General features: G+C 69.5%; 26 protein-coding genes. 11 read left to right on the forward strand and 15 right to left on the reverse strand.

Annotated elements, in window-relative coordinates; translation table 11 throughout:
• Positions 1-54: 54 nt before the first annotated feature.
• A complete protein-coding gene (locus tag ACK8OR_RS04085; protein ID WP_410188170.1) occupies positions 55-1,296 on the forward strand; it encodes a hypothetical protein in 1,242 nt (413 codons plus the stop codon).
• 66 nt (positions 1,297-1,362) lie between these two features.
• Here ACK8OR_RS04085 and ACK8OR_RS04090 read toward each other — a convergent pair whose 3' ends face one another.
• The 5 genes from ACK8OR_RS04090 to ACK8OR_RS04110 are packed head-to-tail and all read right to left on the reverse strand — an operon-like array spanning position 1,363 to position 5,586.
• Positions 1,363-2,343, reverse strand: coding sequence for a cupin domain-containing protein (locus tag ACK8OR_RS04090; protein ID WP_410188171.1), 981 nt, complete (start codon positions 2,341-2,343; stop codon positions 1,363-1,365).
• Positions 2,340-2,816 (reverse strand): SRPBCC family protein, encoded by a 477-nt coding sequence (locus ACK8OR_RS04095; RefSeq protein WP_410188172.1) that lies wholly within the window; start codon positions 2,814-2,816, stop codon positions 2,340-2,342. Before ACK8OR_RS04095 ends, ACK8OR_RS04090 begins: the two co-directional genes overlap by 4 nt.
• Positions 2,817-2,819: 3 nt before the next feature.
• Positions 2,820-3,788: a nuclear transport factor 2 family protein gene (locus tag ACK8OR_RS04100; protein WP_410188173.1), complete on the reverse strand. Its 969-nt coding sequence runs from the start codon at positions 3,786-3,788 to the stop codon at positions 2,820-2,822.
• Positions 3,785-4,828: a LacI family DNA-binding transcriptional regulator gene (locus ACK8OR_RS04105; protein WP_410188174.1), complete on the reverse strand. Its 1,044-nt coding sequence runs from the start codon at positions 4,826-4,828 to the stop codon at positions 3,785-3,787. Before ACK8OR_RS04105 ends, ACK8OR_RS04100 begins: the two co-directional genes overlap by 4 nt.
• Positions 4,828-5,586, reverse strand: a complete 759-nt coding sequence (locus ACK8OR_RS04110) for an SDR family NAD(P)-dependent oxidoreductase (protein WP_410188175.1) — start codon at positions 5,584-5,586, stop codon at positions 4,828-4,830. The genes ACK8OR_RS04105 and ACK8OR_RS04110 overlap by 1 nt, the downstream gene beginning before the upstream one ends.
• Before the next feature lie 128 nt (positions 5,587-5,714).
• Here ACK8OR_RS04110 and ACK8OR_RS04115 point away from each other — a divergent pair, with 128 nt between their 5' ends.
• The gene (locus tag ACK8OR_RS04115; RefSeq protein ID WP_410188176.1) at positions 5,715-6,287 is read left to right on the forward strand and encodes an exopolysaccharide biosynthesis protein; all 573 of its coding nucleotides are present in this window, start codon (positions 5,715-5,717) and stop codon (positions 6,285-6,287) included.
• Here the strand turns inward: ACK8OR_RS04115 and ACK8OR_RS04120 are convergent.
• The 4 genes from ACK8OR_RS04120 to ACK8OR_RS04135 form a co-directional block, all read right to left on the reverse strand.
• The gene (locus ACK8OR_RS04120; RefSeq protein WP_410188177.1) at positions 6,284-7,222 is read right to left on the reverse strand and encodes an ester cyclase; all 939 of its coding nucleotides are present in this window, start codon (positions 7,220-7,222) and stop codon (positions 6,284-6,286) included. The two genes, ACK8OR_RS04115 and ACK8OR_RS04120, sit on opposite strands and share 4 nt — an antisense overlap.
• 91 nt (positions 7,223-7,313) lie before the next feature.
• Entirely contained in the window at positions 7,314-8,639 is a 1,326-nt protein-coding gene (hisD, locus tag ACK8OR_RS04125) for a histidinol dehydrogenase (RefSeq protein WP_410188178.1), read from the reverse strand.
• Positions 8,640-8,727: 88 nt separating this feature from the next.
• Complete coding sequence (locus tag ACK8OR_RS04130) at positions 8,728-9,717, reverse strand: alpha/beta hydrolase (protein ID WP_410188179.1); 990 nt, start codon at positions 9,715-9,717, stop codon at positions 8,728-8,730.
• A 46-nt stretch (positions 9,718-9,763) separates the two neighbouring features.
• Complete coding sequence (locus ACK8OR_RS04135; RefSeq protein WP_410188180.1) at positions 9,764-10,516, reverse strand: alpha/beta fold hydrolase; 753 nt, start codon at positions 10,514-10,516, stop codon at positions 9,764-9,766.
• A gap of 113 nt (positions 10,517-10,629) precedes the next feature.
• On the opposite strand from ACK8OR_RS04135, the gene ACK8OR_RS04140 reads away from it, so the two are divergent.
• The 4 genes from ACK8OR_RS04140 (at position 10,630) to ACK8OR_RS04155 (ending at position 12,516) form a co-directional block, all read left to right on the forward strand.
• A complete protein-coding gene (locus tag ACK8OR_RS04140; RefSeq protein ID WP_410188181.1) occupies positions 10,630-11,310 on the forward strand; it encodes an ArsR/SmtB family transcription factor in 681 nt (226 codons plus the stop codon).
• Between the two features lie 86 nt (positions 11,311-11,396).
• The gene (locus ACK8OR_RS04145; protein ID WP_410188182.1) at positions 11,397-11,822 is read left to right on the forward strand and encodes an SRPBCC domain-containing protein; all 426 of its coding nucleotides are present in this window, start codon (positions 11,397-11,399) and stop codon (positions 11,820-11,822) included.
• Entirely contained in the window at positions 11,822-12,238 is a 417-nt protein-coding gene (locus ACK8OR_RS04150) for an MAPEG family protein (RefSeq protein WP_410188183.1), read from the forward strand. Before ACK8OR_RS04145 ends, ACK8OR_RS04150 begins: the two co-directional genes overlap by 1 nt.
• A gap of 50 nt (positions 12,239-12,288) precedes the next feature.
• Entirely contained in the window at positions 12,289-12,516 is a 228-nt protein-coding gene (locus ACK8OR_RS04155; RefSeq protein ID WP_410188184.1) for a hypothetical protein, read from the forward strand.
• Between the two features lie 110 nt (positions 12,517-12,626).
• On the opposite strand, the gene ACK8OR_RS04160 is transcribed toward ACK8OR_RS04155, so the two are convergent.
• Together ACK8OR_RS04160 and ACK8OR_RS04165 are read right to left on the reverse strand one after the other, a co-directional pair.
• Positions 12,627-13,346: an RlmE family RNA methyltransferase gene (locus ACK8OR_RS04160; RefSeq protein WP_410188185.1), complete on the reverse strand. Its 720-nt coding sequence runs from the start codon at positions 13,344-13,346 to the stop codon at positions 12,627-12,629.
• Positions 13,347-13,393: 47 nt separating this feature from the next.
• Positions 13,394-14,563: a Ppx/GppA phosphatase family protein gene (locus ACK8OR_RS04165; RefSeq protein ID WP_410188186.1), complete on the reverse strand. Its 1,170-nt coding sequence runs from the start codon at positions 14,561-14,563 to the stop codon at positions 13,394-13,396.
• Between the two features lie 228 nt (positions 14,564-14,791).
• On the opposite strand from ACK8OR_RS04165, the gene ACK8OR_RS04170 reads away from it, so the two are divergent.
• The 5 genes from ACK8OR_RS04170 to ACK8OR_RS04190 all read left to right on the forward strand — a co-directional run bounded on the left by ACK8OR_RS04170 (position 14,792) and on the right by ACK8OR_RS04190 (position 19,341).
• Positions 14,792-15,094 carry a virulence factor gene (locus tag ACK8OR_RS04170; RefSeq protein WP_410188187.1) on the forward strand — a complete coding sequence of 101 codons (303 nt, stop codon included), beginning with the start codon at positions 14,792-14,794 and terminating at the stop codon, positions 15,092-15,094.
• Positions 15,094-15,996, forward strand: a complete 903-nt coding sequence (locus tag ACK8OR_RS04175; protein WP_410188188.1) for a methylenetetrahydrofolate reductase — start codon at positions 15,094-15,096, stop codon at positions 15,994-15,996. The genes ACK8OR_RS04170 and ACK8OR_RS04175 overlap by 1 nt, the downstream gene beginning before the upstream one ends.
• Positions 15,993-16,979 carry a methyltetrahydrofolate cobalamin methyltransferase gene (locus ACK8OR_RS04180; protein ID WP_410188189.1) on the forward strand — a complete coding sequence of 329 codons (987 nt, stop codon included), beginning with the start codon at positions 15,993-15,995 and terminating at the stop codon, positions 16,977-16,979. Before ACK8OR_RS04175 ends, ACK8OR_RS04180 begins: the two co-directional genes overlap by 4 nt.
• Positions 16,980-17,138: 159 nt before the next feature.
• Entirely contained in the window at positions 17,139-17,285 is a 147-nt protein-coding gene (locus ACK8OR_RS04185; protein WP_410188190.1) for a hypothetical protein, read from the forward strand.
• 91 nt (positions 17,286-17,376) lie between these two features.
• Positions 17,377-19,341 (forward strand): ASKHA domain-containing protein, encoded by a 1,965-nt coding sequence (locus ACK8OR_RS04190; protein ID WP_410189861.1) that lies wholly within the window; start codon positions 17,377-17,379, stop codon positions 19,339-19,341.
• Positions 19,342-19,347: 6 nt separating this feature from the next.
• On the opposite strand, the gene ACK8OR_RS04195 is transcribed toward ACK8OR_RS04190, so the two are convergent.
• From ACK8OR_RS04195 to ACK8OR_RS04210, 4 genes are read right to left on the reverse strand one after another with little or no spacing between them, the layout of a single operon-like run.
• Positions 19,348-19,980, reverse strand: a complete 633-nt coding sequence (locus tag ACK8OR_RS04195; protein WP_410188191.1) for an ATP-binding cassette domain-containing protein — start codon at positions 19,978-19,980, stop codon at positions 19,348-19,350.
• Positions 19,973-21,634, reverse strand: coding sequence for an ABC transporter permease (locus ACK8OR_RS04200; protein WP_410188192.1), 1,662 nt, complete (start codon positions 21,632-21,634; stop codon positions 19,973-19,975). Before ACK8OR_RS04200 ends, ACK8OR_RS04195 begins: the two co-directional genes overlap by 8 nt.
• Positions 21,635-21,659: 25 nt before the next feature.
• Complete coding sequence (locus tag ACK8OR_RS04205; RefSeq protein ID WP_410188193.1) at positions 21,660-22,850, reverse strand: ABC transporter substrate-binding protein; 1,191 nt, start codon at positions 22,848-22,850, stop codon at positions 21,660-21,662.
• 12 nt (positions 22,851-22,862) lie between these two features.
• On the reverse strand, positions 22,863-23,468 hold the full coding sequence (locus tag ACK8OR_RS04210; RefSeq protein WP_410189862.1) for a CDP-alcohol phosphatidyltransferase family protein: 606 nt from the start codon (positions 23,466-23,468) through the stop codon (positions 22,863-22,865).
• Positions 23,469-23,513: the final 45 nt, after the last annotated feature.

Raw genomic sequence — 23,513 nt, forward strand, 5'->3', positions numbered from 1 at the left:
CTGATCCAGTCCGACGCGATTTATTCCGCCGGGATCACCAAGAGGACATATTTCATGAACAACGCAAAATTCTACGCGACGACTGCCATCGCCGCGAGCTTCCTCGCCGGTGCGGCCTTCGCCGACGGCAACGAGGCCTTCCTCGTCCAGACCGACGACGGCAACACGGCGATGATCGACCAGACGGGTAGCAACAACGACGTCGGCACCGCGGCGCTCGTCGCGTCGCAGAGCGGCAGCGGCGCCGGCACGGGCGGCAACGACCTCGACATCCTGCAATCCGGTGACGAGAATTCCATCGGTCTCGCGGGTGGTCTGAGCCAGACCAACAACGGCCAACTGGCGACGCGCAACACCGCCTCGATTACCCAGTCCTCGAATAGCAACGAGATCGGGACCGTCAGCCAGCTTGCCAAGGGTCCGGGGGCGACGCCCGGAAACGAACTGACCGTTGTGCAGCAGACGGGCGACGACAACGTCATCGGGACGATCAACCAGGTGCGCGGCACGCCCGCCTCGAACACGATGAACATCACCATGTCCGGGTCGGACAGCAACATCACGCTGGCCCAGCAGGTGATCGGCAACAACAATATCCCCGCCATCACCAAGGCCAACCTGCTGACCATCGACATGACCGGCAGCGCCAACGGCAACGGCATTCTGACGGGTGCTGCCGCGATGACGAGCGCGACGGCCGCCGAGTTCGTGCAGAACGGCATCGGCATGTTCGCCGATATCGACATTTCGGGCACCGGCAACAATGTCGGGACCTTCCAGGCCGGGTTCGACAACACGGTCGGGACGCTGGACGTGGGCGGCACCAACAACCAGCTCGGCGCCTCCCAGATTGGCGAAGACAACGTGATCTTCGTGGCCGCCGTGACCGGCGACCTGAACAATGTCGGCGTGGCACAGGTCGGCGATGCCAACGACGCGAGCGTGACCGTCTTGGGCGATCGCAACGGCATCTATCTGGGTCAGATGGGCGTCAGCAACGAAGGCACGATCAACGTCACCGGGTCGGACAACGGCATGACGACCGCATTCACGGCGGCATCGCTCGCGGGAATGAGCTCGGGCGTGTTCGAGCAACTCGGCGATGACAACGATCTGATGGTCGACATCGTCGGCGACCTGAACGCCGCCGGCACGATGCAGAACGGCAATGACAACGGCATAATGGCCAACGTCATGGGCAATTCGAACCAGCTCGGCATCTCGCAGATCGGCGACAGCAACTTCGCGTCTGCCGTTCAGAACGGCAGCTTCAACGTGGCCGCGATCAACCAGTAATCCGGCCGTCCGGACATGCGAAGGGCCGCCCCTCGGGGCGGCCCTTTTGCGTGGCGGCTACAGGGCTCAGGCGGACCAGAGCGCCGAAGGACCGGCCGGATCGTCGGTGCCCACGATATGGTAGAGCGCGGCCTCGCCTTCCATCGACGGATAGGCCGCGTGCGGCAGCCCCGCCGGGATCGAGGCGGTGTCTCCGGGTGCGAGGCTGGCGTCGCCCGGCGCATCCCCCGCCCATTCGACGCGCCAATGGCCGCGCACGGGCATCAGGACCGACGGGCGGTCGTGTGCGTGATGATCCATGCTGGCGGAAGACCGGGTCATCAGCGCCACCTCGAAGCCCGGACGGTCGCGGATGATGCCCGTCTCGCCGATGACGGTGACCGGCGCGCCCTGTGCCAGCGCCACCATGTCCCAGTAGCGGCGCACGCCCCAGCCGACGACCTGCATGGGCGACAGCTCGGGGTAGTCCGCCATCTGCGCCTCGGTCAGGACCGGCATCGGGGCGACCCCGTCGGGCAGCGCCTGCCCGGCCTTGGTGTCGTAGAGCTTGCCCGTCTCGGCCAGAACCAGGCCGTGGTCCGCCGCGTCCTCGATCACCTGCGGGGCCCAGATGACGCCGCCGCCCGCATCGTCGCCGCCAAGCACGGCCATGATCATTCCGTAATCGGTTCCGATATTCTCGAAGCCGCGGAAGATGCCGGTCGGGATGTTGATGATGTCGCCCGGCTCCAGCACGACCTCGCCCGCGTCGCCACGCCGCCCCCAGAAGAAGCGCCAGCGGCCCGAGAGCACGAAGAACACCTCGGCGGTGCGATGCGAATGGAGCGAGTTGCGGCACTTGGGTGGCTGGCCGGCCGCGCCGATGTTGAAGCCGTGGGGCGTGGTGATGTGGACGTGCTGGTCGGCGCTTTCGCTGACGCCGCCGCCGATGATGGTGAAGTTCTCCTTCAGGTTCGAGCCGGGCGTGTGGGCGTCGATGAACGCCGTCTTGCAGGGCTTCAGCTCGCCGTAGCGGACGATCTCGGGGGTGGAGGCGGCACGGGTCATATCATCTTTCCGGTCGACGGCAGTTGGTTGAGGTATTTGGCGAAGGCGTCGAGCATGGCGTCCCAACCGGCGGCGACCTCGCCTTCGGAGGGGTGCTCGCCCAGCACGGCCATCTGGCTGGTGCCGGTCAGCACGCAGCCCGTGCCCTTGGGCGTGATGGCGATGCTGTTCTGCGCGGTCATGGTGGTCGCGCCGTTGAACACGCCGCGCCCCTGGGCGACCATCACATGGCCGGGCCGCAGGATGCGGATGGTATCGAACATCCGGCCGATCTCGCGACCGCCGGGTGCGATGAGGATCTCGCTCTCGACATCGGGATCGGCGTGGCAGGTGACATGCGACAGGCCCGATCCGGGCGGCGTCTCGAACGCGGCGCGCCCGGCCGGGTCGATCCAGGCCCGCAACGTGTAATCGGCCGCGCGATCGAAGGCGCGGCTGCGCGACACGGTGAAATGTCGAAGCACGTTCGGCATCGCTCAGCCTCCCCCGAGGTGGATCTGCTTCCAGATCGCGGTTTCGTCGTAGAGCGTGTATTCGCGCCGCAGGCCCCAGGGCCCGTATTCGGCATGGGTGATGCCCATAACATAGATCATCGCGCCGGTCGGCGCACCGAACCCGCCCCACCCGGAATGCCGCCCCCAGAGCGACCAGCGCACGGCGGCGCGCGGCGGCATCATCGGGTCTTCGCGGCCGATGACATGTTCGATGCGGAACTCGGCCTTGGGAAAGGACGCGCGAAGCTGCATCCAGAACCGGTCCGCCTCGGCGGGGCCGTGGGTCGTCACGCCGCCGGGATAGTGGAGCGTGGCGGCGCGGTCGTAGGTCTGCGAGATGACGCGCATGTCGGCGCCCATGATGCGGGTCAGCATCTCGGCTAGCTGCGCGCCCCACGGGTTGTCGTTGCCGCGTCCCGTATAGGGCCCGGCGCGGTCGCGGTCGGGGGTCAGCGGCTGGACGCAGTTCTCCGGCCCCCCTTCGCGCACGATCAGGTCGGCGGCGTAGTCGCGGGGCGTCTGGCCCAGTTGGCGCGCGATGGCGCCCTGGTCGCGGATCAGCCATTCGTCGTCGATCTGGATGCCGGTGACGTGGCAGTCGGCGAGGATGCGGTAGAGCAGCCGTTTGCCCGTCGCGGCCCCATAGACGCCGTCGCCCGCATGGGTTGCCTGGCTCAGCAGGCGGTGCGACGACAGCACGCCCTCTTCAGAGGACTGACTCCAGATGACGTCTTCACCCAGAAGCGTGCGGTCGGGAAACTCGGCCAGCGTTGCCATGGTCGCGCCGATGACATCGGCATTGCCCACGACGATCGAGGCAGGCGTGCGCACGACGATATCCTCGGAATAATAGTCGTGGAGCGTCGCGATGCCGCGATCCTCCCAGATCTCCTTGGTGATGCCGATGATGTAGTCGGGCACGTCCGCCCATCGGTCCATGTATCCGGTCATGCGCGTCCTTCCGCCGGCGCCATCGCGGGCCAGTCATCGGGTATGCGGGCCGAGCCGCGGACCACGAGGGGGCCATCGATCTCGGTGCGTTGCGGGTGGCGATCGGGCGAGGCGATCAGGGCCAGGATCTCGGCCACGGTCGCCGCGACCATCCGCCGCGCGGGCTGGCGTAAGGTCGTCAGGTCGTAGGTCGGCCAGGCGGCGGGCGCGATGTCGTCATAGCCGACGACCGAGACGTCGCCCGGAATCGAAAGCCCCAGATCGTGGCGCAGCGTGTCCATCACGGCCAGGGCCATATAGTCGTTGCCGACGAAGATCGCGTCGGGCGGGTCGCTGCGCGCCATGAGGTCGCGCGCGACCTCGGCGGCGGTGTCGCGGCGATACATGCCGTCGGGCGCGGCCAGCAGGTCCTGCCCCGCCTCGGCCAGCCCCGCGCGGAACCCGTCGAGCCGGTCGCGTCCGGTCGACGAGCCCTGCCAGCCGGAGATATGCGCGATGCGTGCGTGGCCGCCCTGGGCCAGGAACCGCGCCACCCGGCCCGCGCCCGTGCGGTTGTCCGAGGTGATCGCCGAAAGGCCCGAGCCCGCGATGCCCCGGTTGAACAGCACGACCGGCAGGCCCGCGGCGGCGCAGCGCTCGACCAGTTCGCCCGAAAGGTTGATCGAGGCCGCGACCAGCGCGTCGACCTGGTAGTCCATCAACTCGCCCACGACCCGGTCCAGGTCGGCGTCGGAATTGCCGACGGTGAACATCAGGAGGTGGTAGCCCTCGGCCTGAAGCGCGTGGGACAGCCGCTCGACCGCCTCGGCGAAGAACGGGTTGTCGAGATAGGCCACGACGACGCCCACGATCCGCGAGCGCCCCGTGATGAGGCTGCGGGCGAGGACGTTGGGCCGGTAGCCGAGCGCCTCGGCCGCCTTGCGCACGCGGGTCTCCATCGCGGGGCTGACCGACGCGCCTTCCGTGAAGACGCGGCTGACCGCCGACTGGCTGACCCCCGCCGCGCGGGCGACGTCGAGCGATGTGACCTTGCGCGCCATCAGGCCGCCGTCCAGCCGCCGTCGACCATCAGCGCGATCCCCGTCACCATCGCGCCCGCATCCGACGCCAGGTAGACGACCGCGCCCATGATGTCCTCGATCCGCCCGACGCGGGGCAGCGCGATCTTCTCCTCGATCCAGGCACGGCGCGCGGGGTCCGCGAAGGTCGCCGCGGTCAGCGGCGTGCGGATGAAGGTCGGACAGATCGTGTTCACGCGGATATCGCGCGGCCCCCATTCCAGCGCCATCGCCTTGGTCATGCCCTCGACCGCGTGCTTCGTGGCGCAGTAGACCGCCCGGTCGGGTCCGCCGACATGACCCATCTGGCTGGAGACCTGGAGGATCACGCCCGGCCCGATCATGCGGTTGGCGACGCCCTGGGCCAGGAAATACGCGGCCCGGACGTTGACCGCCATGACCGCGTCGTAATCGGCGGGCGTCGTCTCCGAGGCGGGGCCGTGGCGCGCGAGTCCGGCGGAGTTGCACAGGATGTCGTACGGCGCGGAGGCGTCCAGCGCCGCCTCGACGGCGTCCCGGTCCGTGACGTCGAGCACCAGCCCATCCGCGTCCCTACCCGCGTCGCGCAATTCGGCGACGGCGGCGTCGACCTGCGCCCCGCTGCGCGCCGCGATCGTCACATGCGCCCCTGCTCCAGCCAACGCCGATGCGCAGCCCAAGCCGATACCGCGCGACCCGCCCGGTACCAGCGCACGCCGACCGTCGAGACGGAAGGACGGCGTGACGGGAAGATCGGACATCGGAGCCTCGGGGTGGTGTGCATTCGTATGCAGACACCCTTCCCCGCGCCGGATCAAGGATATTCGGGAAACGGATGCCGCCGTCGTGCGTTCTCCGGCCGATACCCCGACCCGAGAGCCCGCGCCCCATGAGCCAAGCCGAAGATATCGTCGATGACTTGGACGAGGCCGCCGAGGGCCGGGACCGCGTCCGCGCGGGCGAGATCGCGGATACGATCGGCCATCGCGGCATCGGGGCGCTCCTGATGTTGCCCGCTGCGCTGGAGCTGACGCCGGTGGGCGGCATCCCCGGCGTGCCGACGGTGCTGGCCCTGATCGTGGCGACCTTCGCGGTGCAAATCCTGCTGGGGCGCGACGACATGTGGCTGCCCGACTGGATCGCGCAGCGCCGGATCGACAAGGGCAAGCTCGACGCGGCGGTCGACAAGATGCGCCCGGCGGCGGAATGGGCGGACCGGCATCTGGGTCGGCATGCGACGTGGCTCGTGGACGCGCCCGCGCCGCGCGTGGTGGCAGTGGCGATCCTCGCGCTCTGTGCCACGGTGCCGCCGCTCGAGGTGGTGCCCTTCGCCTCCAGCATCCCGATGGGGACGATCGTGCTCTTCGGGCTCGCGCTGACGATGCGCGACGGACGGGTGATGGCGCTGGCCTGGGTCGCCTTCGCGGCGGCGCTCTGGGGCGTCTGGACGCTCTGGCCCTAGAGAAGCTGCCGCATCCGGGCCAGCACGTCGACGCCCAGCTGGTCCCAGACATGCAGAAGATCGACCGTGACCCAGTTCTCGCGAATGAGATCACCCTCGACCCGCCAGAAATCGAGCGAACGCATGGTGATCCGCTGCCCCGCGGGCGCGATCCCCAGCCAGCCGTCGCCGGTGACGGTCATCGCCATGCCCGGCCAGGCGGTGAAGGCGGCATAGTCGCCCTGGCCGAAGAAATGGCCCGCTTCGAGCTCGGCCCGCCGGTCCGGCATCGCGTCGAGGAAGGGGATCTGGTGATGTGCGCGAAAGCCCGCGATGCCGCGCAGGTTGCCGATGCCGCCCGGCCCGTACCAGGTGCAGCGCGGATGCCAGGCGGCGGGCAGGTCCATCGCCGCCTCGCCCTCGGCGGATCGACCCAGCCGGTCGAGCATGTCGCCCACGATCCGGATCGCCGCCGCGCCGTCCCCTGTCTGGCATATGCCGTTCTGCGTCATCGGGCCGGGCACCCGGCCAGAAGCGCCCAGCGCGGGACCCATCGGCCAGACGCCCGCCGCGATCATCAGATCGGGTAGGTCCCAGATGACCTGCGCCTCGACCGCGCGATCCGCCTCGACGCGAAAGAACTCGTGGAACCGCAGCGCGGCCAGCCGACCGGTCCCCGGAATGTCGAGGAACGGGCCGTCGAAGCGCCCCGCGTAGTGCCCCGCCTGTCCCAGCCAGTCCTGCCCGTGCGCGTCGCGGCCCCTGACCGAGATATCGACCCGGCGCTCGGCATCCGGCATCGCGTCCCAAAGCGGGCCGAGCGCCGCCTCGACGAACCCCGCGCCGCCGGTGACGTCGCCGAACGGATGGCAGAGATGCACGACGGCCCCCTCGGCGAGGAACGCGCGCGTCGCGGCCTCCATCTCCTTGCGGTCGTGATCGGTCAGGTCGAGCATTCCGTCCTCTGGCCGCAAATACCTCGGAGAGCGCGAGAGGCGGCGCCTCTCGCCGGGCCGCGCGGGGCTCGATGCCCCCGCGGGGGCCGGGCTACTCGGCGGCGTCGCGATAGGGCGCGCCTTCGCCGTAGGGCACATTGATCCCGCCATAGCGCCGCACCCGGACGTTGCATTGCTCGGCATGGCCCACGAACCCCTCAAGCATGCAGAGCCGCGAGCCGTATTCGCCCACCCGCGTCGCCGCCTCGTCGGTCGTGATCTTCTGGTAGCTGTGCGTCTTGATGAACTTGCCGACCCAGAGCCCGCCGGTATAGCGCCCCGCCTTCTTCGTCGGCAGGGTGTGGTTCGTGCCGATCACCTTGTCGCCGTTCGATACATTGGTGCGCGGCCCGAGGAACAGCGCGCCGTAGCTGTGCATGTTCTCGAGATACCAGTCGTCGCGATCGGTCATGACCTGCACGTGTTCCGATGCGATGTCGTTGGCCAGCGCCAGCATCTCGTCATGGTCGGCGCAGACGATCATCTCGCCGTAATCGGCCCAGCTGACGCGCGCGGTATCGGCGGTGGGCAGGATCTCGAGCAGGCGGTCGATCTCGGCCAGGGTGGCTTCGGCGAGCTTGCGCGACGTGGTCAGCATCACCGCGGGCGAGTTGTAGCCATGCTCGGCCTGCCCCAGCAGATCCGTCGCGCAAAGCTCGGCATCGACGGTGTCGTCGGCGATCACCATCGTCTCGGTCGGCCCGGCGAAGAGGTCGATTCCGACCCGCCCGTAGAGTTGTCGCTTGGCCTCGGCGACGTAGGCGTTGCCGGGCCCGACCAGCATGTGGACCGGGTCGATGGTCTCGGTCCCGATGGCCATGGCGCCGACCGCCTGAATGCCGCCCATGACGTGGATTTCATGCGCGCCGCCCAGGTGCATCGCGGCGATCACGGCGGGGTTCGGGCGGCCCTTGAAGGGCGGGGTGCAGGCGATGATGCGGGGCACGCCCGCCACAGAGGCGGTGGCCACGGACATATGGGCGGAGGCGACCATGGGGAACTTGCCGCCGGGGACGTAGCAGCCGACCGATTGCACGGGGATGTTGCGATGCCCGAGGATGACGCCGGGCATGGTCTCGACCTCGACATCGAGCATCGAGTCGCGCTGGATCCGGGCGAAGTTGCGAACCTGCTCCTGGGCGAAGCGGATATCGGCCAGTTCGCGGTCGCTCAGCTCGGCGATCAGCGCGTCGATCTGGTCCTGCGACAGCCGGAAGCTTTCGGGCGTGTAGGCGTCGAACTTCTCCGACAACTCGCGAACCGCCGCGTCGCCCCGCGTCTCGATATCCTTCAGGATCGCCTCGACCGAGGCGCGCACCTTGGCGTCGTCCTCGGCGCGGTCGGCGTCGGATTTCGCGGTCTTCAGATGCTCGGCCATGTCGTGCCCTCCCGGTCCTCGGACTGAGGTTAGCCCTGCCTCCCGACCGGCGAAAGACCTTTTTGCATACGTTTGCAAGACCGCGCCGTCACAGCCCGCGCAACCAGCCTTCCATGGCGGGAATGGCGGTCTGCGTGCCCTGCGGCGACAGGATGTCGCCCGCGATGACATGGGCGAAGGGATCGTCGCCGTCGGGCACGGTGACCCGCTCGATGGTCACCGGCCCACCCCAGGCGGCGGCCACGGCCTCGGTCGCGGCGTGGTCGACCACCGCGTCGGCGGGCGAGAACCAGAAAAGGACCGGCAAATCGGCCCGTGCGTAGTCGAGCCCGGTGGCATGGTCGATCGCGGCCTGCATCGGCAGCAGGGCGACGGTCGGGTATTCGGTCGTCCAGTGGCGGCCATGGCGGTCGTTCTGGGGCGTGAAGCTTCGCGTCTCGCCCGCCACGAGCGGCACCCAGGATCGCGCCGCGGGCCATGACAGGAGCGCGCCCGCCGGGTTCGAGACCCGGAAGTTGGGCGAGACGAGGATCAGGCCCGCCAGCCCCTCGCGCAGGGCCGCGAGGTCGGGATCGGCGGCCAGAGCCGCGGCCAGCGTCGCGCCGGTCGAGGTCGCCATGACGACGACGCGGTCGCCGAGCGCGCGGCCCACGGCCATCGCCTCGGCCAGGTCCTCGAACCAGTCGCCCGCACTCGCCTCGGCCAACGCGGCGCCGTCCTGTCCGTGGCCGGTCAGGCGCGTGATGAAGACGTTCGCGTCCAGCGCCTCGCCCAACCGGTCAGGCACGGGTCGAAGCTCCCACCCGGTGGCCGAAAAGCCGTGGACATAGACGATGGCGAGGTCGGTGCGGCTCCCCGGCACCCCGGACCATAGGATGCGCTTGGTGTGCTCGGCGTCCACGTCGCCCACCTGCCCTTCGCGGTCGGCGAGCCAGCCCTCGACATCGTCGGGCACGAGCGCCGCGTCGAATGCGATGTCGGTGTCCACCGGCTCGTAGGGGCCGAGGACGAACATCGCCGCGATGACCACCGCCAGCGCCGCCACCACGAGGCCGAGCCCCTTCAGGATCCGTCTCATTCGCCGTCCTCCCGCGCGGGATGAGGCCCTTCAGGGGGACCTTGCGTCAAGTCGCGACGTGGCGTCCGCGGGCCGTGACCTCCTCGACCGAAGCCTCGACCAGCCGCAAGAGATCGTCGGTCGAGAAGCGATGGTCGGCCCCATCGACGAGGGTCAGGCGCATGTCCGGCCCGTCGGCATGTTCCAGCAGCCGGATGGCCGTCTCCACCGACACGTCCGCATCCGCGGTGCCCTGCAGGAAGCGGACCGGCATCGGAAGCGGTAGCGGATCACGCAGCACGAGGCGCGAGCGCCCCTCCTCGATCAGGTGGCGCGTGATGATGTAGGGGTCGCCATAGTCCGAGGGCACGGCGACGCGGCCCGTCTCGAAGAGCTGGACGCGCTCGGTCTCGGTGAACCCGGCCCAGAAGCCGTCCTCGGTGAAATCAGGTGCCGCCGCGATCGTCACGAGGCCGGCCACGCGATCCGGGTCGTCGCGCGCGATCGTGAGCGCGATCCACCCCCCCATGGACGACCCCACGAGGATCTGGGGCCCCGTGGTCGCATGCGCGATCACGGCACGGGCATCCTCCAGCCAGTCGCCGATGGAGCCCGCCTCGAAGCTTCCGCCCGACTGGCCGTGGCCGGAATAGTCAAGCCGCAGGAACGCGCGGCCATTGGCACGTGCCCAGTTCTCCAGCGCGATGGCCTTGGTGCCGTTCATGTCCGATTTAAAGCCCCCGAGGAACACGAGGCCCGGCCCCCGCCCCTCGGTCGCGTGATAGGCCAGCCTGTGGCCATGTCGGGTGATTGTCTGCATCGGCGGCCCCTCCTGCTTCGCTTCGATATAGGAGGATGCGCCGCGCCGGTCCACATGTGACCGTTTACTCACATGTCTTGACAGGTGACCCATCGGTCTCCTAATAACCTTCCATGGATTCGCTCTTCAAAGCCCTCGCCGACCCGTCCCGCCGCGATCTTCTCGACGCGCTTCGGGTCGAGGACGGCCAGACCCTGTCGCAGCTCGAGGCCGCCTCGCCGCTCTCGCGCTTCGGGGTGGCCAAGCATCTGGGCGTGCTGGAAGATGCGGGGCTCGTCACGCGCATCCGGCGCGGCCGGTTCACGCATCACTATCTCAACGCGATCCCGGTGGCCGAGGCGCTGACCCGCTGGATCGAGCCCTTCCGCGTGGCCCCGGCGGCGCGCGGCGTCCTCGACCTCAAGGCCCGGCTCGAAGCCGCGAGCCCCGCGCCCGACCTCACTTTCACCACCTATATCCGCTGCGCCCAGACCGATCTCTGGGCCGCACTGACCGAGCCCGCGCAGGTCACGTCCTATGCGTCGCTTACGCCATCGGGGCGCGATGCGGGTCTGCCCGACACCGCCCGGCTCGAGCCGATGTCGCGGATCGAAGCCACGCTCGCCCCCGAGGGGCACGCCGCCTCGCGCTATGTGGCACGCATCACTCCCGAGGGCGCGATCTGCGCGCTGACCATCGAACATTGGGACCTCGCCCCCGCCGACCGCGCCCGGGTCGCCGATGGCTGGGCCCGCACGCTCTCCGGGCTGAAGACCTGGCTCGAAACCGGGGAGGCCCTGGCCTTCGAGCCCTGACTCCCCGCCCCCGCAACCTGCGCCCCGCCCGTCGATCCGATCCCCGGACCGGCGACCGATCCCGGCTGACCTGAAAGGACACTACCATGACCAAACCCGACTACGTGATGCGGACGTTCATCCGCACGACCCAGGACGCGCTCTGGTCCGCACTGACCGATGCGGACGCGGCCGCCGCCTATCATCCGTTCACGCCCGAGGCCGACCGGGACGGCGACGCCATCGTCTACAAGCTGCCCGACGGGTCCGACATGCTTGTCTGCCGCGAGACGGAGCTGACGCCCAAGACACGCATCGAGAGCACGTTCGAGCCCCGATGGCAGCCCGGCATCCCGGTGTCGCGCTTCGTCTGGATCATCGACCCCGAGGGCGAGCACTGCCGCCTGACGCTCGAGCATTACGACATCCCCGAGGGCGGCGAGGGCTATGCCGACGGCTGGGAACGTCTGGTCGCGGGCCTCAAGACCTGGCTCGAAACCGGCAAGACCGCACGCTTCGGAGGAGAAGGCTGATGACCCCGGAACTCTGGTGGATGACCTGGACCGCGATCCTCGCCGGCTCGCTCTGGGTGCCCTACATCGTCGGCGTCAACACGGCGGGCCCGAACACCTGGCCCGAGGGAACGGACCCGTTCGTCACGCCGATGGACCCGAACCTGCAACGTCCCTGGGTCCGGCGCGCCTTCCGCGCCCATCTCAACCTGATCGAGCAGTTCCTGCCGATGCTGGCGCTGGTCCTCATCGCCCATGCGGCGGGGGTGGCGAACACCGTCACAATCTGGGCGACGGGGCTCTTCTTCGGCCTGCGCCTCCTCCACGCCGTGGGGATGATAACAGGCGTGGCCCGGATGCCCGCCCGGCCGCTGATCTTCGTGGCGGGCTGGCTCTGCATCCTCGCGGTGGCGGGGGCGATCCTGATGGGCGCGTGAACCCGGCGGGGGGCCAGGACGTTGGCTCCCCGACCACAGGAGACGCGACCATGACCGACCGTTCCGACAAGGCCCCGGGCCAGCAGCCGCTACCAAAAGGCGACGACGCCCCCGGCCCCGACAAGGCCAATCCCTTCAGCGAGAGCGCGGCCGAGCCGCAGCCCCAAGGCGGACGGACGAAATACGACAGGCCCGCGACGGGTGCCGAGGATTTCGCCATCGACGAGCTTCGCCAGAAGCGCATCCGCGGCAACGAGAGCAGTCGCGACGCGGACTGACCGGCCTTCGATGTTCCATAAATATGCAGGCGTCCGGGATCCGCATTCGACCCGCTACCCCGGCGCGCGCCGCTCGTCGCCGGGGGTCCGGGGGGCGTCCCCCGGCGCTCTCAACCCGGGCGGCCGCGGAACCCCTGCGCCACAACGAACTTCTCCGACGAATCCGACCGGGACGCGCCCGGCTTGACGTTCGCCACCTTCTCGAAGGCGACCTTGAGCTGCTTTTGGAGATCCCCTTCGGCCCCGCCCGCCAGCACCTTGGCGACGAAGGTTCCGCCCGGGGCGAGCACGTCGAAGGCCAGCTCCGCCGCCGCTTCGCAGAGCGCCATGATCCGCAGGTGATCGGTCTGCTTGTGCCCCGAAGACGCGGCGGCCATGTCCGACATCACTACGTCCGCCTTGCCGCCCAGCCACGCCTTGACCTGCGCGTCGGCCCCGTCCGCGAGGAAGTCGAGCACGTGGATCTCGGCGCCCGGCACGGGGTCGATCTCCTGCAGGTCGAGGCCGATGATGCGGCCCTGCGGCTTCTTCGCCGTCTCGCCCAGCGCGTTGATGCGCGGCACCGCCACTTGCAGCCAGCCGCCCGGCGCGCAGCCCAGGTCGACGACGCGGGCACCGGGGACGAGGAAGCCGTACTTGTCATCCAGCTCCATGATCTTGAAGGCCGCGCGTCCGCGATACCCCTCGGCCCGCGCCCGCTGGACATACGGGTCGTTGAGCTGTCGTTCGAGCCAGAGCTTCGAGCTGAGCTTGCGGCCCCGCGCGGTCTTGACCTTCACGGTCAGGTCGCGGCGTCCGCGACCGGAGGTGTTCTTGGGTGTCTGTGCCATGGGGGGCAATTAGGCCCTTCGGGCGGCCGTGGGAAGGCCCGCCCCGATCAGAACGGTCCGTCGTCCAGCACGCCATCCTTCGACATCTGCGCATAGAGCAGCCCTTCCCGCAGGCCGCGGTCCGCGACCGAGAGCCGGTCCGTCGGCCAGACGCGCAACAGCGCCTGCAGGATCGCGGCGCCCGACATGATCAGGGCGTGACGGTCGCGGCCGATGCGGGGATCGTTGCGCCGCCCGTCGGGGCCAAGTGCGAGGTAGCTGCGGATCACACGGTCGATCTGGTCGGTGGTCATGCGCAGGCCATCGACCTTGTTGCGGTCGTAACGACGCAGGTTCAGGTGCGTCGCCGCGACGGTCGTGACCGTCCCGCTTGTGCCGATGATCTGGAAGCCCGGATCGCTGTCGCCCGCGGCGTCGGCATAGGGCGAGAACTCGGCCAGGCATTCCTCGAAATGCCACGACATCAGAGCAAAGCGCGCGGCGTCATCGGTCACGTCGCGGAACTGGTCCTTCAACGTCGCCACACCCAACGGGATCGAGATCCAGTCCACCACCTTGGCGCGCGGGAACGGATCGTCGGCCGCGCCCTGGAACCCGGCATGGAGCCGCATGATCGCCCGCGCCCGGTCGTGGCGCGGCACGCGGGTCAGGTCGATCCAGACGAGTTCGGTGGACCCGCCGCCGATATCGACCACCAGAAGCTGTTCGGCCTTGGCCGACACCAATGGCGCACAGGACACGACGGCGAGGCGCGCCTCCTCTTCGGGCTCGATGATCTCGAGCGGCAGGTCGGTCTCGCGCTCGACGAGGCGGATGAATTCCGAGGCGTTGGTCGCGCGGCGGCAGGCCTCGGTCGCGACCAAGCGCATCCGCGTCACGTCATGGGTCTCGAGCTTCCGGCGGCAGATCTTGAGCGCCCCGATGGTGCGCGCCATCGAGGCGCGCGACAGGCGGCCCGACTGCTCGAGCCCGTTGCCGAGCTGGACCGATTTCGAGAAGCTGTCCACGACATGGAGCTGGTTGCCCTTGGGCTGCGCGATCAGCATCCGGCACGAATTCGTGCCGAGATCGAGCGCCGCGTAGAGCTCCGCCGAATCGGGGCGGGTCCTGTCTCTCGGTGGCGCGACGGGCGCGGGCCCCTTGCGCGACGGCGCCGCGGGGATGCGGTCGTCGTTCGACAGGGGACCGGGCCGGTCGGCCGGGTCGTCCGGTGGCATCGCCGCCTCCGCATGTCTGGTTGCCCCGACCATAGGGGGGCCGCGGGCCATCGCGCAAGCATCCTTCATGTCCGACATGAGGGATTCGATGCCCCGCGCGGCTGGCCCGCGCCCGCCCGCGGGGCTAGGTCGGAGGCGCGTGTCGCCATCGGGCGCATGCAGGTCGAATTGGGGCCGCACGCCCCGCCCCCCGCCGCTATGAGTGGGCAAAACCCGAGGGAGGGCCCGATGCCGCAGATCACTGTCGTCTATTGGCGGGACATCCCCGCCCAGGTCATCGCCGGAAGCGGCCGCAGGGCGGCGAAGGTGCAGTTGAGCGAGCGGTTCGAGCAGGCCATCGACCGCGCCGCGATGCGCTCCGGCGCGTCCGAGACCGACGCCTACCTCGCCGATTGGCGTAAGGTGCCCGAGGGCGAGGTCGACGGCGCCGATGCCGAGATCGCCGCCGCGCGCGCCGCCGAGCTGGAGGCCGATTGGAGCCCCGAGCGCCTGAAGGCCGCGGCACTGGCCGGCGGCACCGAGGCGGCCTGATGGCGATCCTCGGCTTCCGCAAGCCCGCGCCCGCGCCCGCCACCGCCGACCCGGTGCTGGCCGAATTCCTCGGCGGCAGTTCCCTCGAGGTGATGCCCCGCACCGCCGATAAGATCGACGATTTCGCCGCGATCCTGCCGCGCGGCACTCGCGTCTACATTGCCCATATCGACGGCACGCCGATCGCGGACATGGTCGCGACCGCCGCGCGCCTGCGCGCCGAGGGCATGGAGCCGATGCCCCATTTCCCGGCCCGCATCATCGCCGATCGCGCAACGCTGGACGACTGGATCGCCCGCTATCGCGGCGAGGCGGACGTGCGCCAGGGCCTGATCCTAGCCGGCGGCGTGGCCGAAGCCGCGGGCGACTACGAGACTTCGATGCAGCTTCTAGGCTCCGGCGCCTTCGACGGGTTCGAGCGTCTTCATGTCGCGGGGCACCCCGAGGGCAACCGCGACATCGACCCCGATGGCAGCGACGCGAACGTGTCCGAGGCGCTGCACTGGAAGACCGCCTTCGCCGAGCGCACGGACGCGAAGATGGCCATCGCCACGCAGTTCTGCTTCGAGGCCGCGCCCGTCATCGCCTGGGCCGACGCGATCCGCGCCGCCGGGGTCGACCTGCCGGTGCATATCGGCGTCGCCGGGCCCGCGAAGCTTCAGACGCTGATCAAGTTCGCCATCGCCTGCGGCGTGGGCCCCAGCCTGCGCGTCCTGCAACGCCGCGCGGCGGACGTGACCAAGCTCCTCTTGCCGTTCGAGCCGACCGAGATCCTGACCGATCTCGCCCGGCACAAGGCCGCCCATCCCGACTTCAATATCGAAGCGGTCCATATCTTCCCGCTGGGCGGGATCAAGACCTCCGCCGATTGGCTGCGGGTTCATGCAAAGGATGAAGAATGACCCGTACGGTTCTGGAATCGAAGACGAAAACCGTCACGATCGGCTTCGACGAGCCGTTCTGCGTGATCGGCGAGCGGATCAACCCGACGGGCCGCAAGAAGCTGGCCGCCGAGCTGGAGCTGGACGATTTCTCGACCGTCGAGCGCGATGCGCTGGAACAGGTTGCCTGCGGCGCGATGGTGCTCGACGTCAATTCGGGCGCGGTCTTCACCAACAAGATGGCCGAGGATCCGCGCTACGCCGACAACAACTTCGTCGAGCCGACGCTGATGAAGGCGCTGGTCGAGCGGGTGCAGGCGCTGGTCGACGTCCCGCTCTGCATCGACAGCTCGGTGCCCGGCGCGCTCGAGAACGGGCTGGCCGCCGCCGAGGGGCGCCCGCTCCTGAACTCGGTCACCGGCGAGGAAGAGCGGCTGGAGATCGTGCTGCCGCTGGTCAAGAAATACAACGTGCCCGTCGTGGCCATCTCGAATGATGACACGGGCATTTCCGAAGACCCCGACATCCGCTTCGCCGTGGCCAAGAAGATCGTCGAGCGGGCCGCGGATTTCGGGATTCCCGCCCATGATATCGTGGTCGATCCGCTGGTGATGCCCATCGGCGCGATGGCCACCGCCGGGCACCAAGTCTTCACGCTTGTCCGACGCCTGCGCGAGGAGCTGGGTGTGAACACGACCTGCGGTGCGTCCAACATCAGCTTCGGGCTGCCCAACCGGCATGGTATCAACGCGGCCTTCCTGCCGATGGCGATCGGTGCTGGCATGACGAGCGCCATCATGAACCCCGTTCGCGCGCAGGAGATGGAGGCCATCAACGCGGCCAACATGCTGATGAACCACGACCCGAACGGGGGCACCTGGATCGGCTTCACGCGGGTGCTCGACGCGGTGCGCGAGGGCGCGAGCTTCCCCGAAGCGGCGCGGGCCGCCCAGTCGGCGGGCGCACGGACCGGCGGGCGCCGGGGTGGGCGTCGTCGGGCCTGATGTTCGGCGATTACCCGATATTCACGCCCGGCGGGGCATCGTTCCGCCATGAACATGCGACCTGCGATTCCCCCGCCTCGCCCCGCCTTTCCCGCCACGACAGCCGCGCCGTGGCTGGCCAAGCTCTTCGGGTCCCGATCCGCGCAGTCGGGGGGCGTGGTGCGACGGTCGACGGCCTGGGTCGAACGGGAAGTGGGGCGCGCGGCCTTCGTGGCCGAGGTGCGTCGGCGCGGCTTTCACATTCTGGAAACCGGCGGGCAGTTCGTGGTGATCTGTCATCGCGGCAGCCTCCGCGTCGTTTGCTGAAGCGATTGTTCGTACGAACAATCGCGAAGATTGTTCGTACGAACAATCTCGGACACGGGGCAGCGGCGTGAAGCTCCACAGCGTCGTCTTCATGCCGTCGGGCAAACGCGGCAGCTTTGCCGCCGGAACGCCCGTCCTGACGGCCGCCCGCCAGCTCAGCGTCGACCTCGACAGCGTCTGCGGCGGTCGCGGCATCTGCTCCAAATGCCAGGTCCAGCCCGGCACCGGCGCCTTCCCGAAGTTGGGCCTGACGGTCGGTCCTGACGCACTCTCGGAGTTCAACGCGGTCGAACGGCGCTACGACGAGAAACGCGGTCTGAAGCCCGGACGCCGTCTCGGGTGCCAAGCCAAGATCCAGGGCGACGCCGTGATCGACGTGCCCGCCGAAAGCCAGGTTCACCGACAGGTGGTCCGCAAGGCCGCGTCCGATCATCCGATCACCATGGATCCGGCCACGCGCCTCCATTTCGTGACCGTCGAGGAGCCGGACATGGACGCGCCCTCCGGCGATCTCGAGCGGTTGCGCACGGCGCTGCGGACGCAATGGGATCTCGACGGTCTCGATATCCCCCTTTCCTTTCTGCGCGGGCTCCAGACGGCGCTGCGCAAGGGCGAGTGGCAGGTCACCGTCGCCGTCGATCACGACAGCGAAAGCGTCACCGCAATCTGGCCGGGCCTGCGCACCGTAGCCCCGCTGGGCCTCGCGATCGACCTCGGCTCGACGACCATTGCGGCCCATCTCTGCGACCTCGGCGACGGGCGTGTGCTGGCGTCGGGCGGCGTCATGAACCCGCAGATCCGCTTTGGCGAGGACCTGATGAGTCGGGTCAGCTATGCGATGATGAACACCGGTGGCGATGTCGAGATGACGTGGGCCGTGCGGGCGGCGCTGGATGCGCTGGCGCTCGAACTGGTTGCCGAGGCGGGCGTAGCAGCGGGCGACGTGCTCGAGGCGGTGATCGTCTGCAATCCGGTCATGCATCACCTCCTGATCGGCGTCGATCCGGTCGAACTGGGGCAAGCGCCCTTCGCGCTCGCCACCTCCGACGCGCTGCGGCTGGCCGCGTCCGAGGTCGGGCTTGCGTCGATCGGAGCGGGCGCGCGGGCCTATATCCTGCCCTGCATTGCGGGTCATGTCGGTGCGGATGCGGCGGCGGTGGCGCTGGCGCAAGCGCCTGATGAAGCGGAGGCGATGACGCTGATCGTCGATGTCGGCACCAATGCCGAGCTGATTCTGGGTAATCGCGACCGCATCCTGGCCTGCTCCTCGCCCACGGGCCCCGCCTTCGAGGGGGCGCAAATCTCGGCAGGGCAGCGCGCGGCGCCAGGCGCCATCGAACGGGTCGAGATCGATCCGGCGACGAAGGAACCCCGGTTCCGCGTCATCGGGAGCGAGCTCTGGTCCGACGATCCGGCCTTCGAGGGCACCGAGATCACGGGCATCTGCGGCTCGGGCATCATCGAGGCGGTGGCCGAGATGCGGATGGCCGGGCTGGTCGATGCAAAGGGCCTGATCGGCTCGGCCGAACAGACCGGCACGGCCCGCGCCATCCCCGAAGGGCGGACGCATGCCTACCTCCTCTGGGAGGGCGAAGACCGGCGGATCGCGGTGACGCAGGGCGACATCCGCGCGATCCAGCTTGCGAAATCGGCGCTCTACGCCGGCGCGCGGCTCCTGATGGACGTGGCCGAGATCGACAGTGTCGAACGGGTGACGCTGGCGGGGGCGTTCGGCGCGCATATCTCGCCCAAGCACGCGATGGTGCTGGGGATGATTCCAGATGCGGCGCTGGACCACGTGACGAGCGCCGGGAACGCGGCAGGGCACGGCGCGCGCATGGCCCTGTGCAACCGGGCCGCGCGCGCGCATGTCGAGGATCTGGTCCGTCGGATCGAGAAGATCGAGACCGCCGTCGCACCGCGCTTCCAGGAGCATTTCGTCAATGCCAACGCGATCCCACATGCAACCGACCCATTCCCCAACCTGATGTCCGAGGTGACGCTGCCGGAAGTCAGCTTCAACGCCGCAACTGAGGGCCGACGCCGCCGCCGCTGACGGGGCTCAGCCCAGCGTAACGACCGCGCCGCCCGCCGTTTCGGCATCGGCGGCATCATGGGTCACCATGAGGATCGGGACACCGGCGGCGCGCGCCCGGTCGAACACGAGCGCACGGGTGCGGGCCCTGAGATCGGCATCGAGCTTGCCGAAGGGTTCGTCGAGAAGGAGTGCTGCTGGCCGCGACAGAAGCACCCGCATCAAGGCCACGCGCGCCGCCTGCCCCCCGGAAAGCGTGGCGGGATCGCGGGGGCCGTAGCCCTCGAGCCCGATCTCGGCCAGCGCGGCGGCGACGGTCTCGCGCCGCGTACTTCGGCCCCCGCCGCGCGGCAGGCCGAAGGCGAGGTTCGCGGCCACGTCGAGATGGGGAAAGAGCAGCGGATCCTGGTAAAGAAGGCCGACATGCCGACGTTCGGGCGGCAGATCGCCGAGGTCGCGCCCGTCGAGAATGGCGCGCCCCGTCGCGGTGAACGGCGCACGCAGGTCGCCCATCACGAATGCCAGAAGCGTCGACTTGCCGACGCCCGACGGCCCCATGACAGTCAGGACTTCGCCCGGCGGAACGGCGGCGTCGATCGCCAGAAGCGGGCGACCGGCGCGGGCGATCCGGACGTCGTCGAGGATCAGCCCGTCAGGCATCGCGCATCCCTCGCCTGTTGCGGAAGACGAGCGCGGGCACCGCGAGCGCCAGCGCGAAGGGTGCGAGTGCCGCGAGGCTCTGGCCGAGGCCCCAGACGCCGATGGCGCGGCGGTCGCCGCCCGCCGCGAGGGCCACGGCCTCGGTCGCGAGGGTCGAGACACGGCCGCCGCCGAGGAGGAGCGTCGGCAGGTATTGCCCGACGCTGACCGCGATGCCCACCGCGGCGGCGGTCAGGACGGGGGCCAGCAGCATCGGTATCCGGATGTGCCAGAGAACGCGGTCGCGCGAGGCGCCAAGCCCGCCCGCGACACGCGCGAGCCGCGTGTCCCAGGCGCGGAAGGGGCCCGACAGGCTGAGAAAGACGTAAGGGATGACGAAGACGATATGGGCCGCAAGGACAGTCGCGATCGGGGGCTGACCGAGCCGAGCCGCAAGGACCTGGAGCCCCGGCAGGAAGGCGACCTGCGGAATGAGAAGCGGCAGGTAGAGGAGCCAGATCGCGCGCTGATCGGGGGTGAGGCCGAAGCGGTGTTCGGCCTCGAGACAGCCGATAACGAGGATGAGCGAGGCGGCGGTGGCGGCGAGCGCGATCCAGATCGTGGTGCCCGCCGTCGCGGCCATCTCGGGACCGAAGCGCATCCAGCTCCGCGCCGTCAGGGCGTCCGGCGCAAGATCGGGAAAGCGCCATGCCGCCGCGACGGACCAGAGTGCGAGCGCCCCAAGGCCACCGAGAACGGCGAGGGCCGAGAATGTGCCCAGCGCGAAGCCGGCCGCGCGCGCGGGCGCCTCGGGCAGGCCCCGGCCCGACCAGATCCAACGCCGCCCGAGGGCGGCGACCACCCGCTCCAGCCCCAGCCAGAGCGCGAGGGCGGCGAGCGTGGCGCCGAACTGCACCAGCGCGCCGGCGGCCGCGGTGGCCCGAAGCGCCAGATCCGGGTCCAGCATCCAGCGCGTGACCTGTACCGACAGGGTCGGCGGCGTGTTCGGCCCAAGGATGACCGCCACGTCCACGTTGGTCATGGCATAGACCAGCACCACAAGGACCGGCAGGCGGACCTGCGCATAGAGACCGGGAAAAACCGCCTTGAACCAGCCCGCGACGCGCCCCTGCCCCAGCGCCCGCGCGATCCGCAGGCGTGCGGCGGGGATCTGGGTCTGTGCGGCCAACATCATCAGGAGGAGAAACGGAAGCTCCTTCGCGACGAGGCCCGCCGTCAGCGACAGGCCCCAGCGGTCCTGGAGGATCAGAAGGTCCGGCGGCACCTCCCATCCGAGGGGGATGGCGACCAGCCGCATCAGCCAGCCCGAGGGCGCCACAAGGAACGCGAGCCCGAGGGCGGCGGCGGCGTGGGGCACGGCGAGGAGCGGCGAAAGAAGCCGTTCGAGCCATGCGAAGGCGGGCGTCCCGTGCCAGCCCGCGAGGATCAGCGACGCGATGGCGAGCGCCCCGATGGTCGAGAGGAGGCCAGACGACGCGCTGACGGCCAGCGCGCGCGGCAGACCCGGCCAGTTCAGCACCGCCATCAGCGGACCCGCCGAAGGCCCCTGCCCCGTCGGCCCGTAGCCCAGCGCGGGAAGGACGGTGCCCGCCACGCCCAGAAGGACCGGCCCCGCGAGCACGAGAACCGTTAGGAGGGGAAGCGGGCGCAGCATGGCGGCGCGGACCGGCGCGCGGCCGCTACTGTGCGACGCCGTAGCGGGCGACCCAATCAGCGCTTAGACGGTCGGCCCAGCTCGGGTGCGGCTCGGGCTGGGCGGGGCCGAGCTCGGCCGGCGAGAGCGTCGCGGGGCCGATATCGAGCGCGTCGAAGGCCGCGCGGTCGGCCTCGGAGAGTTTGCCCATGTCGAGGACCGTGCCGTAGCCGAGGATGCTCGGATCCTGCGCGCGAAGCTGTGCGGCGGGCGACAGGACAATGTTCGCGACGACCATCGCGCCCTCCTTGGCCGAGGAGTTGTAGGGGATGGCGAGGAAGCTCGCATTGCCGAGCGTGCCCTTGCGCAGCACCGCCGTGCGCACCGTGTCCGGCAGCTGGAAGTTGGCGATCGCGGTCGACGCCTCGCCCGGCGAGAAGCTGATGGCGAGATCGATCTCGCCATCGTTCATCAGCTGGAGCTGGCGTGGCCCGGTCTGGGGATAGGCGCGCCCTTCGCGCCAAAGGACCGGCGTCAGCGCATCCATGAAGGCCCAGAAGCTGGCCGTGACCGCGTCGTAATCGTCGCCCACCGGGGCCTGCAGCAACGCCGGATCCGCCACGAGGTCGATCAGCATCTGCTTGAGAAAGGTCGTCCCGAGGAAGTCGGGCGGCTGCGGGAAGGTAAAGCGGCCGGGATTCTGGGTGGCGAAGTTCAGGATCTCCTGCGCACTGTCCGGGGCATCGGGAAGGCGGGCGGTGTCGTGGATGAAGACGACCTGCGCCATGGCCCAGGGACTCTCGTAACCTTCGGTTGGGATGGTGAAGTCGACGGTGACGGTCTTGGCCTCGACATCGACGAGCGACCAGTTGGGCAGATCCTCGGCCCAGGGCCCGAAAAGGAGGTCCTGCTCCTTCATGGCGGCGAAGTTGGCGCCGTTGATCCAGATGAGATCGACCGAGCCGCCCTCGTCGCGCCCCGCCTGCCGTTCGGTCAGGACCGCGCCGACGGCATCGCCGGTGTCGGCGAGCTTGACGTGTTCCAGCGTCACGCCTTGTTCGGCGGCCCGGTCCCCGATCCAGGCGATGAAGTCGTTCGTGGTCGTCGAGCCGCCCCAGGCGTGCCAATAGACCGTCTGGCCCTTGGCCGCGGCGGTCACGGCGTCCCAGTCGGCGGGATCGGGATCGGCGAAGGCCGGCAGGGCGGCGAGCGTCAGGGCAGCGGTCAGAAGGCGCATGGAGAGGGTCTTTCAGTCAGGCAGGAGATGGCGCGCATTGAGGACGCGCGCCGTGGCGGTGAAGAGGCACAGCACTCCGAAGGCCCAGGCCAGCGGCGCGAAGTGTTGAGGGAGAAGGCAGAGAAGGACGAAGAAGACGATCGTCTCGGTCCCCTCGAGCAGTCCGGCCGAATAATAGAGCGACTTCTGGCCCTGCGCCTCGGTCGAGATATCGCGCTTGGCGGCCATCGCGGCGAGCCCGAGGAACGAGGTGCCGTTGACGTAGAAGGTCAGCAGAAGGAACGCCGCCGGGAGCGCGTTGGCCGGGTCCATCACGGCGAAGGCGAAGGGCACGGCGCCGTAGAACAGGAAATCGGCCCAGATATCGAGATAGCCGCCGAAATCGGTCTTGCGCGTCGCCCGCGCGACCGCGCCGTCGAGCCCGTCGGCCAGCCGCGACGCCAGAAGCGGCAGGAGCGCCCAACCGGGTGAGCCGAGCGCGATGGTCAGCGCCGCCAGTAGCCCCAGCCCCAGCCCCGCGAGGGTGACGCCGTTCGCCGTCGCGCCCCGTGCCGCCAAGGCATGGCCGAGCCGGTTCAGCGGCGGATCGATCAGGCGGCGGGCACGGGCGTCGAGCATGGGCATTGGTGCCGCGAAATCCCGCCCGCGTGCAAGGCACCTTGC

The sequence above is a fragment of the Jannaschia halovivens genome, from assembly GCF_046452375.1.
GTDB lineage: Bacteria > Pseudomonadota > Alphaproteobacteria > Rhodobacterales > Rhodobacteraceae > Jannaschia > Jannaschia halovivens.

Excerpts from the sequence above, each read along its gene's own strand:
- ACK8OR_RS04105 (WP_410188174.1), bottom strand. The coding sequence starts at position 4,828 with ATGGCGCGCAAGGTCACATCGCTCGACGTCGCCCGCGCGGCGGGGGTC.
- ACK8OR_RS04170 (WP_410188187.1), top strand. The coding sequence starts at position 14,792 with ATGCCGCAGATCACTGTCGTCTATTGGCGGGACATCCCCGCCCAGGTC.
- ACK8OR_RS04175 (WP_410188188.1), top strand. The coding sequence starts at position 15,094 with ATGGCGATCCTCGGCTTCCGCAAGCCCGCGCCCGCGCCCGCCACCGCC.
- ACK8OR_RS04145 (WP_410188182.1), top strand. The coding sequence starts at position 11,397 with ATGACCAAACCCGACTACGTGATGCGGACGTTCATCCGCACGACCCAG.
- ACK8OR_RS04085 (WP_410188170.1), top strand. The coding sequence starts at position 55 with ATGAACAACGCAAAATTCTACGCGACGACTGCCATCGCCGCGAGCTTC.
- ACK8OR_RS04210 (WP_410189862.1), bottom strand. The coding sequence starts at position 23,468 with ATGCTCGACGCCCGTGCCCGCCGCCTGATCGATCCGCCGCTGAACCGG.
- ACK8OR_RS04130 (WP_410188179.1), bottom strand. The coding sequence starts at position 9,717 with ATGAGACGGATCCTGAAGGGGCTCGGCCTCGTGGTGGCGGCGCTGGCG.
- ACK8OR_RS04195 (WP_410188191.1), bottom strand. The coding sequence starts at position 19,980 with ATGCCTGACGGGCTGATCCTCGACGACGTCCGGATCGCCCGCGCCGGT.
- ACK8OR_RS04140 (WP_410188181.1), top strand. The coding sequence starts at position 10,630 with ATGGATTCGCTCTTCAAAGCCCTCGCCGACCCGTCCCGCCGCGATCTT.
- ACK8OR_RS04135 (WP_410188180.1), bottom strand. The coding sequence starts at position 10,516 with ATGCAGACAATCACCCGACATGGCCACAGGCTGGCCTATCACGCGACC.
- ACK8OR_RS04090 (WP_410188171.1), bottom strand. The coding sequence starts at position 2,343 with ATGACCCGTGCCGCCTCCACCCCCGAGATCGTCCGCTACGGCGAGCTG.
- ACK8OR_RS04095 (WP_410188172.1), bottom strand. The coding sequence starts at position 2,816 with ATGCCGAACGTGCTTCGACATTTCACCGTGTCGCGCAGCCGCGCCTTC.
- ACK8OR_RS04200 (WP_410188192.1), bottom strand. The coding sequence starts at position 21,634 with ATGCTGCGCCCGCTTCCCCTCCTAACGGTTCTCGTGCTCGCGGGGCCG.
- ACK8OR_RS04150 (WP_410188183.1), top strand. The coding sequence starts at position 11,822 with ATGACCCCGGAACTCTGGTGGATGACCTGGACCGCGATCCTCGCCGGC.
- hisD (WP_410188178.1), bottom strand. The coding sequence starts at position 8,639 with ATGGCCGAGCATCTGAAGACCGCGAAATCCGACGCCGACCGCGCCGAG.
- ACK8OR_RS04190 (WP_410189861.1), top strand. The coding sequence starts at position 17,377 with ATGCCGTCGGGCAAACGCGGCAGCTTTGCCGCCGGAACGCCCGTCCTG.
- ACK8OR_RS04205 (WP_410188193.1), bottom strand. The coding sequence starts at position 22,850 with ATGCGCCTTCTGACCGCTGCCCTGACGCTCGCCGCCCTGCCGGCCTTC.
- ACK8OR_RS04115 (WP_410188176.1), top strand. The coding sequence starts at position 5,715 with ATGAGCCAAGCCGAAGATATCGTCGATGACTTGGACGAGGCCGCCGAG.
- ACK8OR_RS04160 (WP_410188185.1), bottom strand. The coding sequence starts at position 13,346 with ATGGCACAGACACCCAAGAACACCTCCGGTCGCGGACGCCGCGACCTG.
- ACK8OR_RS04100 (WP_410188173.1), bottom strand. The coding sequence starts at position 3,788 with ATGACCGGATACATGGACCGATGGGCGGACGTGCCCGACTACATCATC.
- ACK8OR_RS04165 (WP_410188186.1), bottom strand. The coding sequence starts at position 14,563 with ATGCCACCGGACGACCCGGCCGACCGGCCCGGTCCCCTGTCGAACGAC.
- ACK8OR_RS04180 (WP_410188189.1), top strand. The coding sequence starts at position 15,993 with ATGACCCGTACGGTTCTGGAATCGAAGACGAAAACCGTCACGATCGGC.
- ACK8OR_RS04155 (WP_410188184.1), top strand. The coding sequence starts at position 12,289 with ATGACCGACCGTTCCGACAAGGCCCCGGGCCAGCAGCCGCTACCAAAA.
- ACK8OR_RS04120 (WP_410188177.1), bottom strand. The coding sequence starts at position 7,222 with ATGCTCGACCTGACCGATCACGACCGCAAGGAGATGGAGGCCGCGACG.
- ACK8OR_RS04110 (WP_410188175.1), bottom strand. The coding sequence starts at position 5,586 with ATGTCCGATCTTCCCGTCACGCCGTCCTTCCGTCTCGACGGTCGGCGT.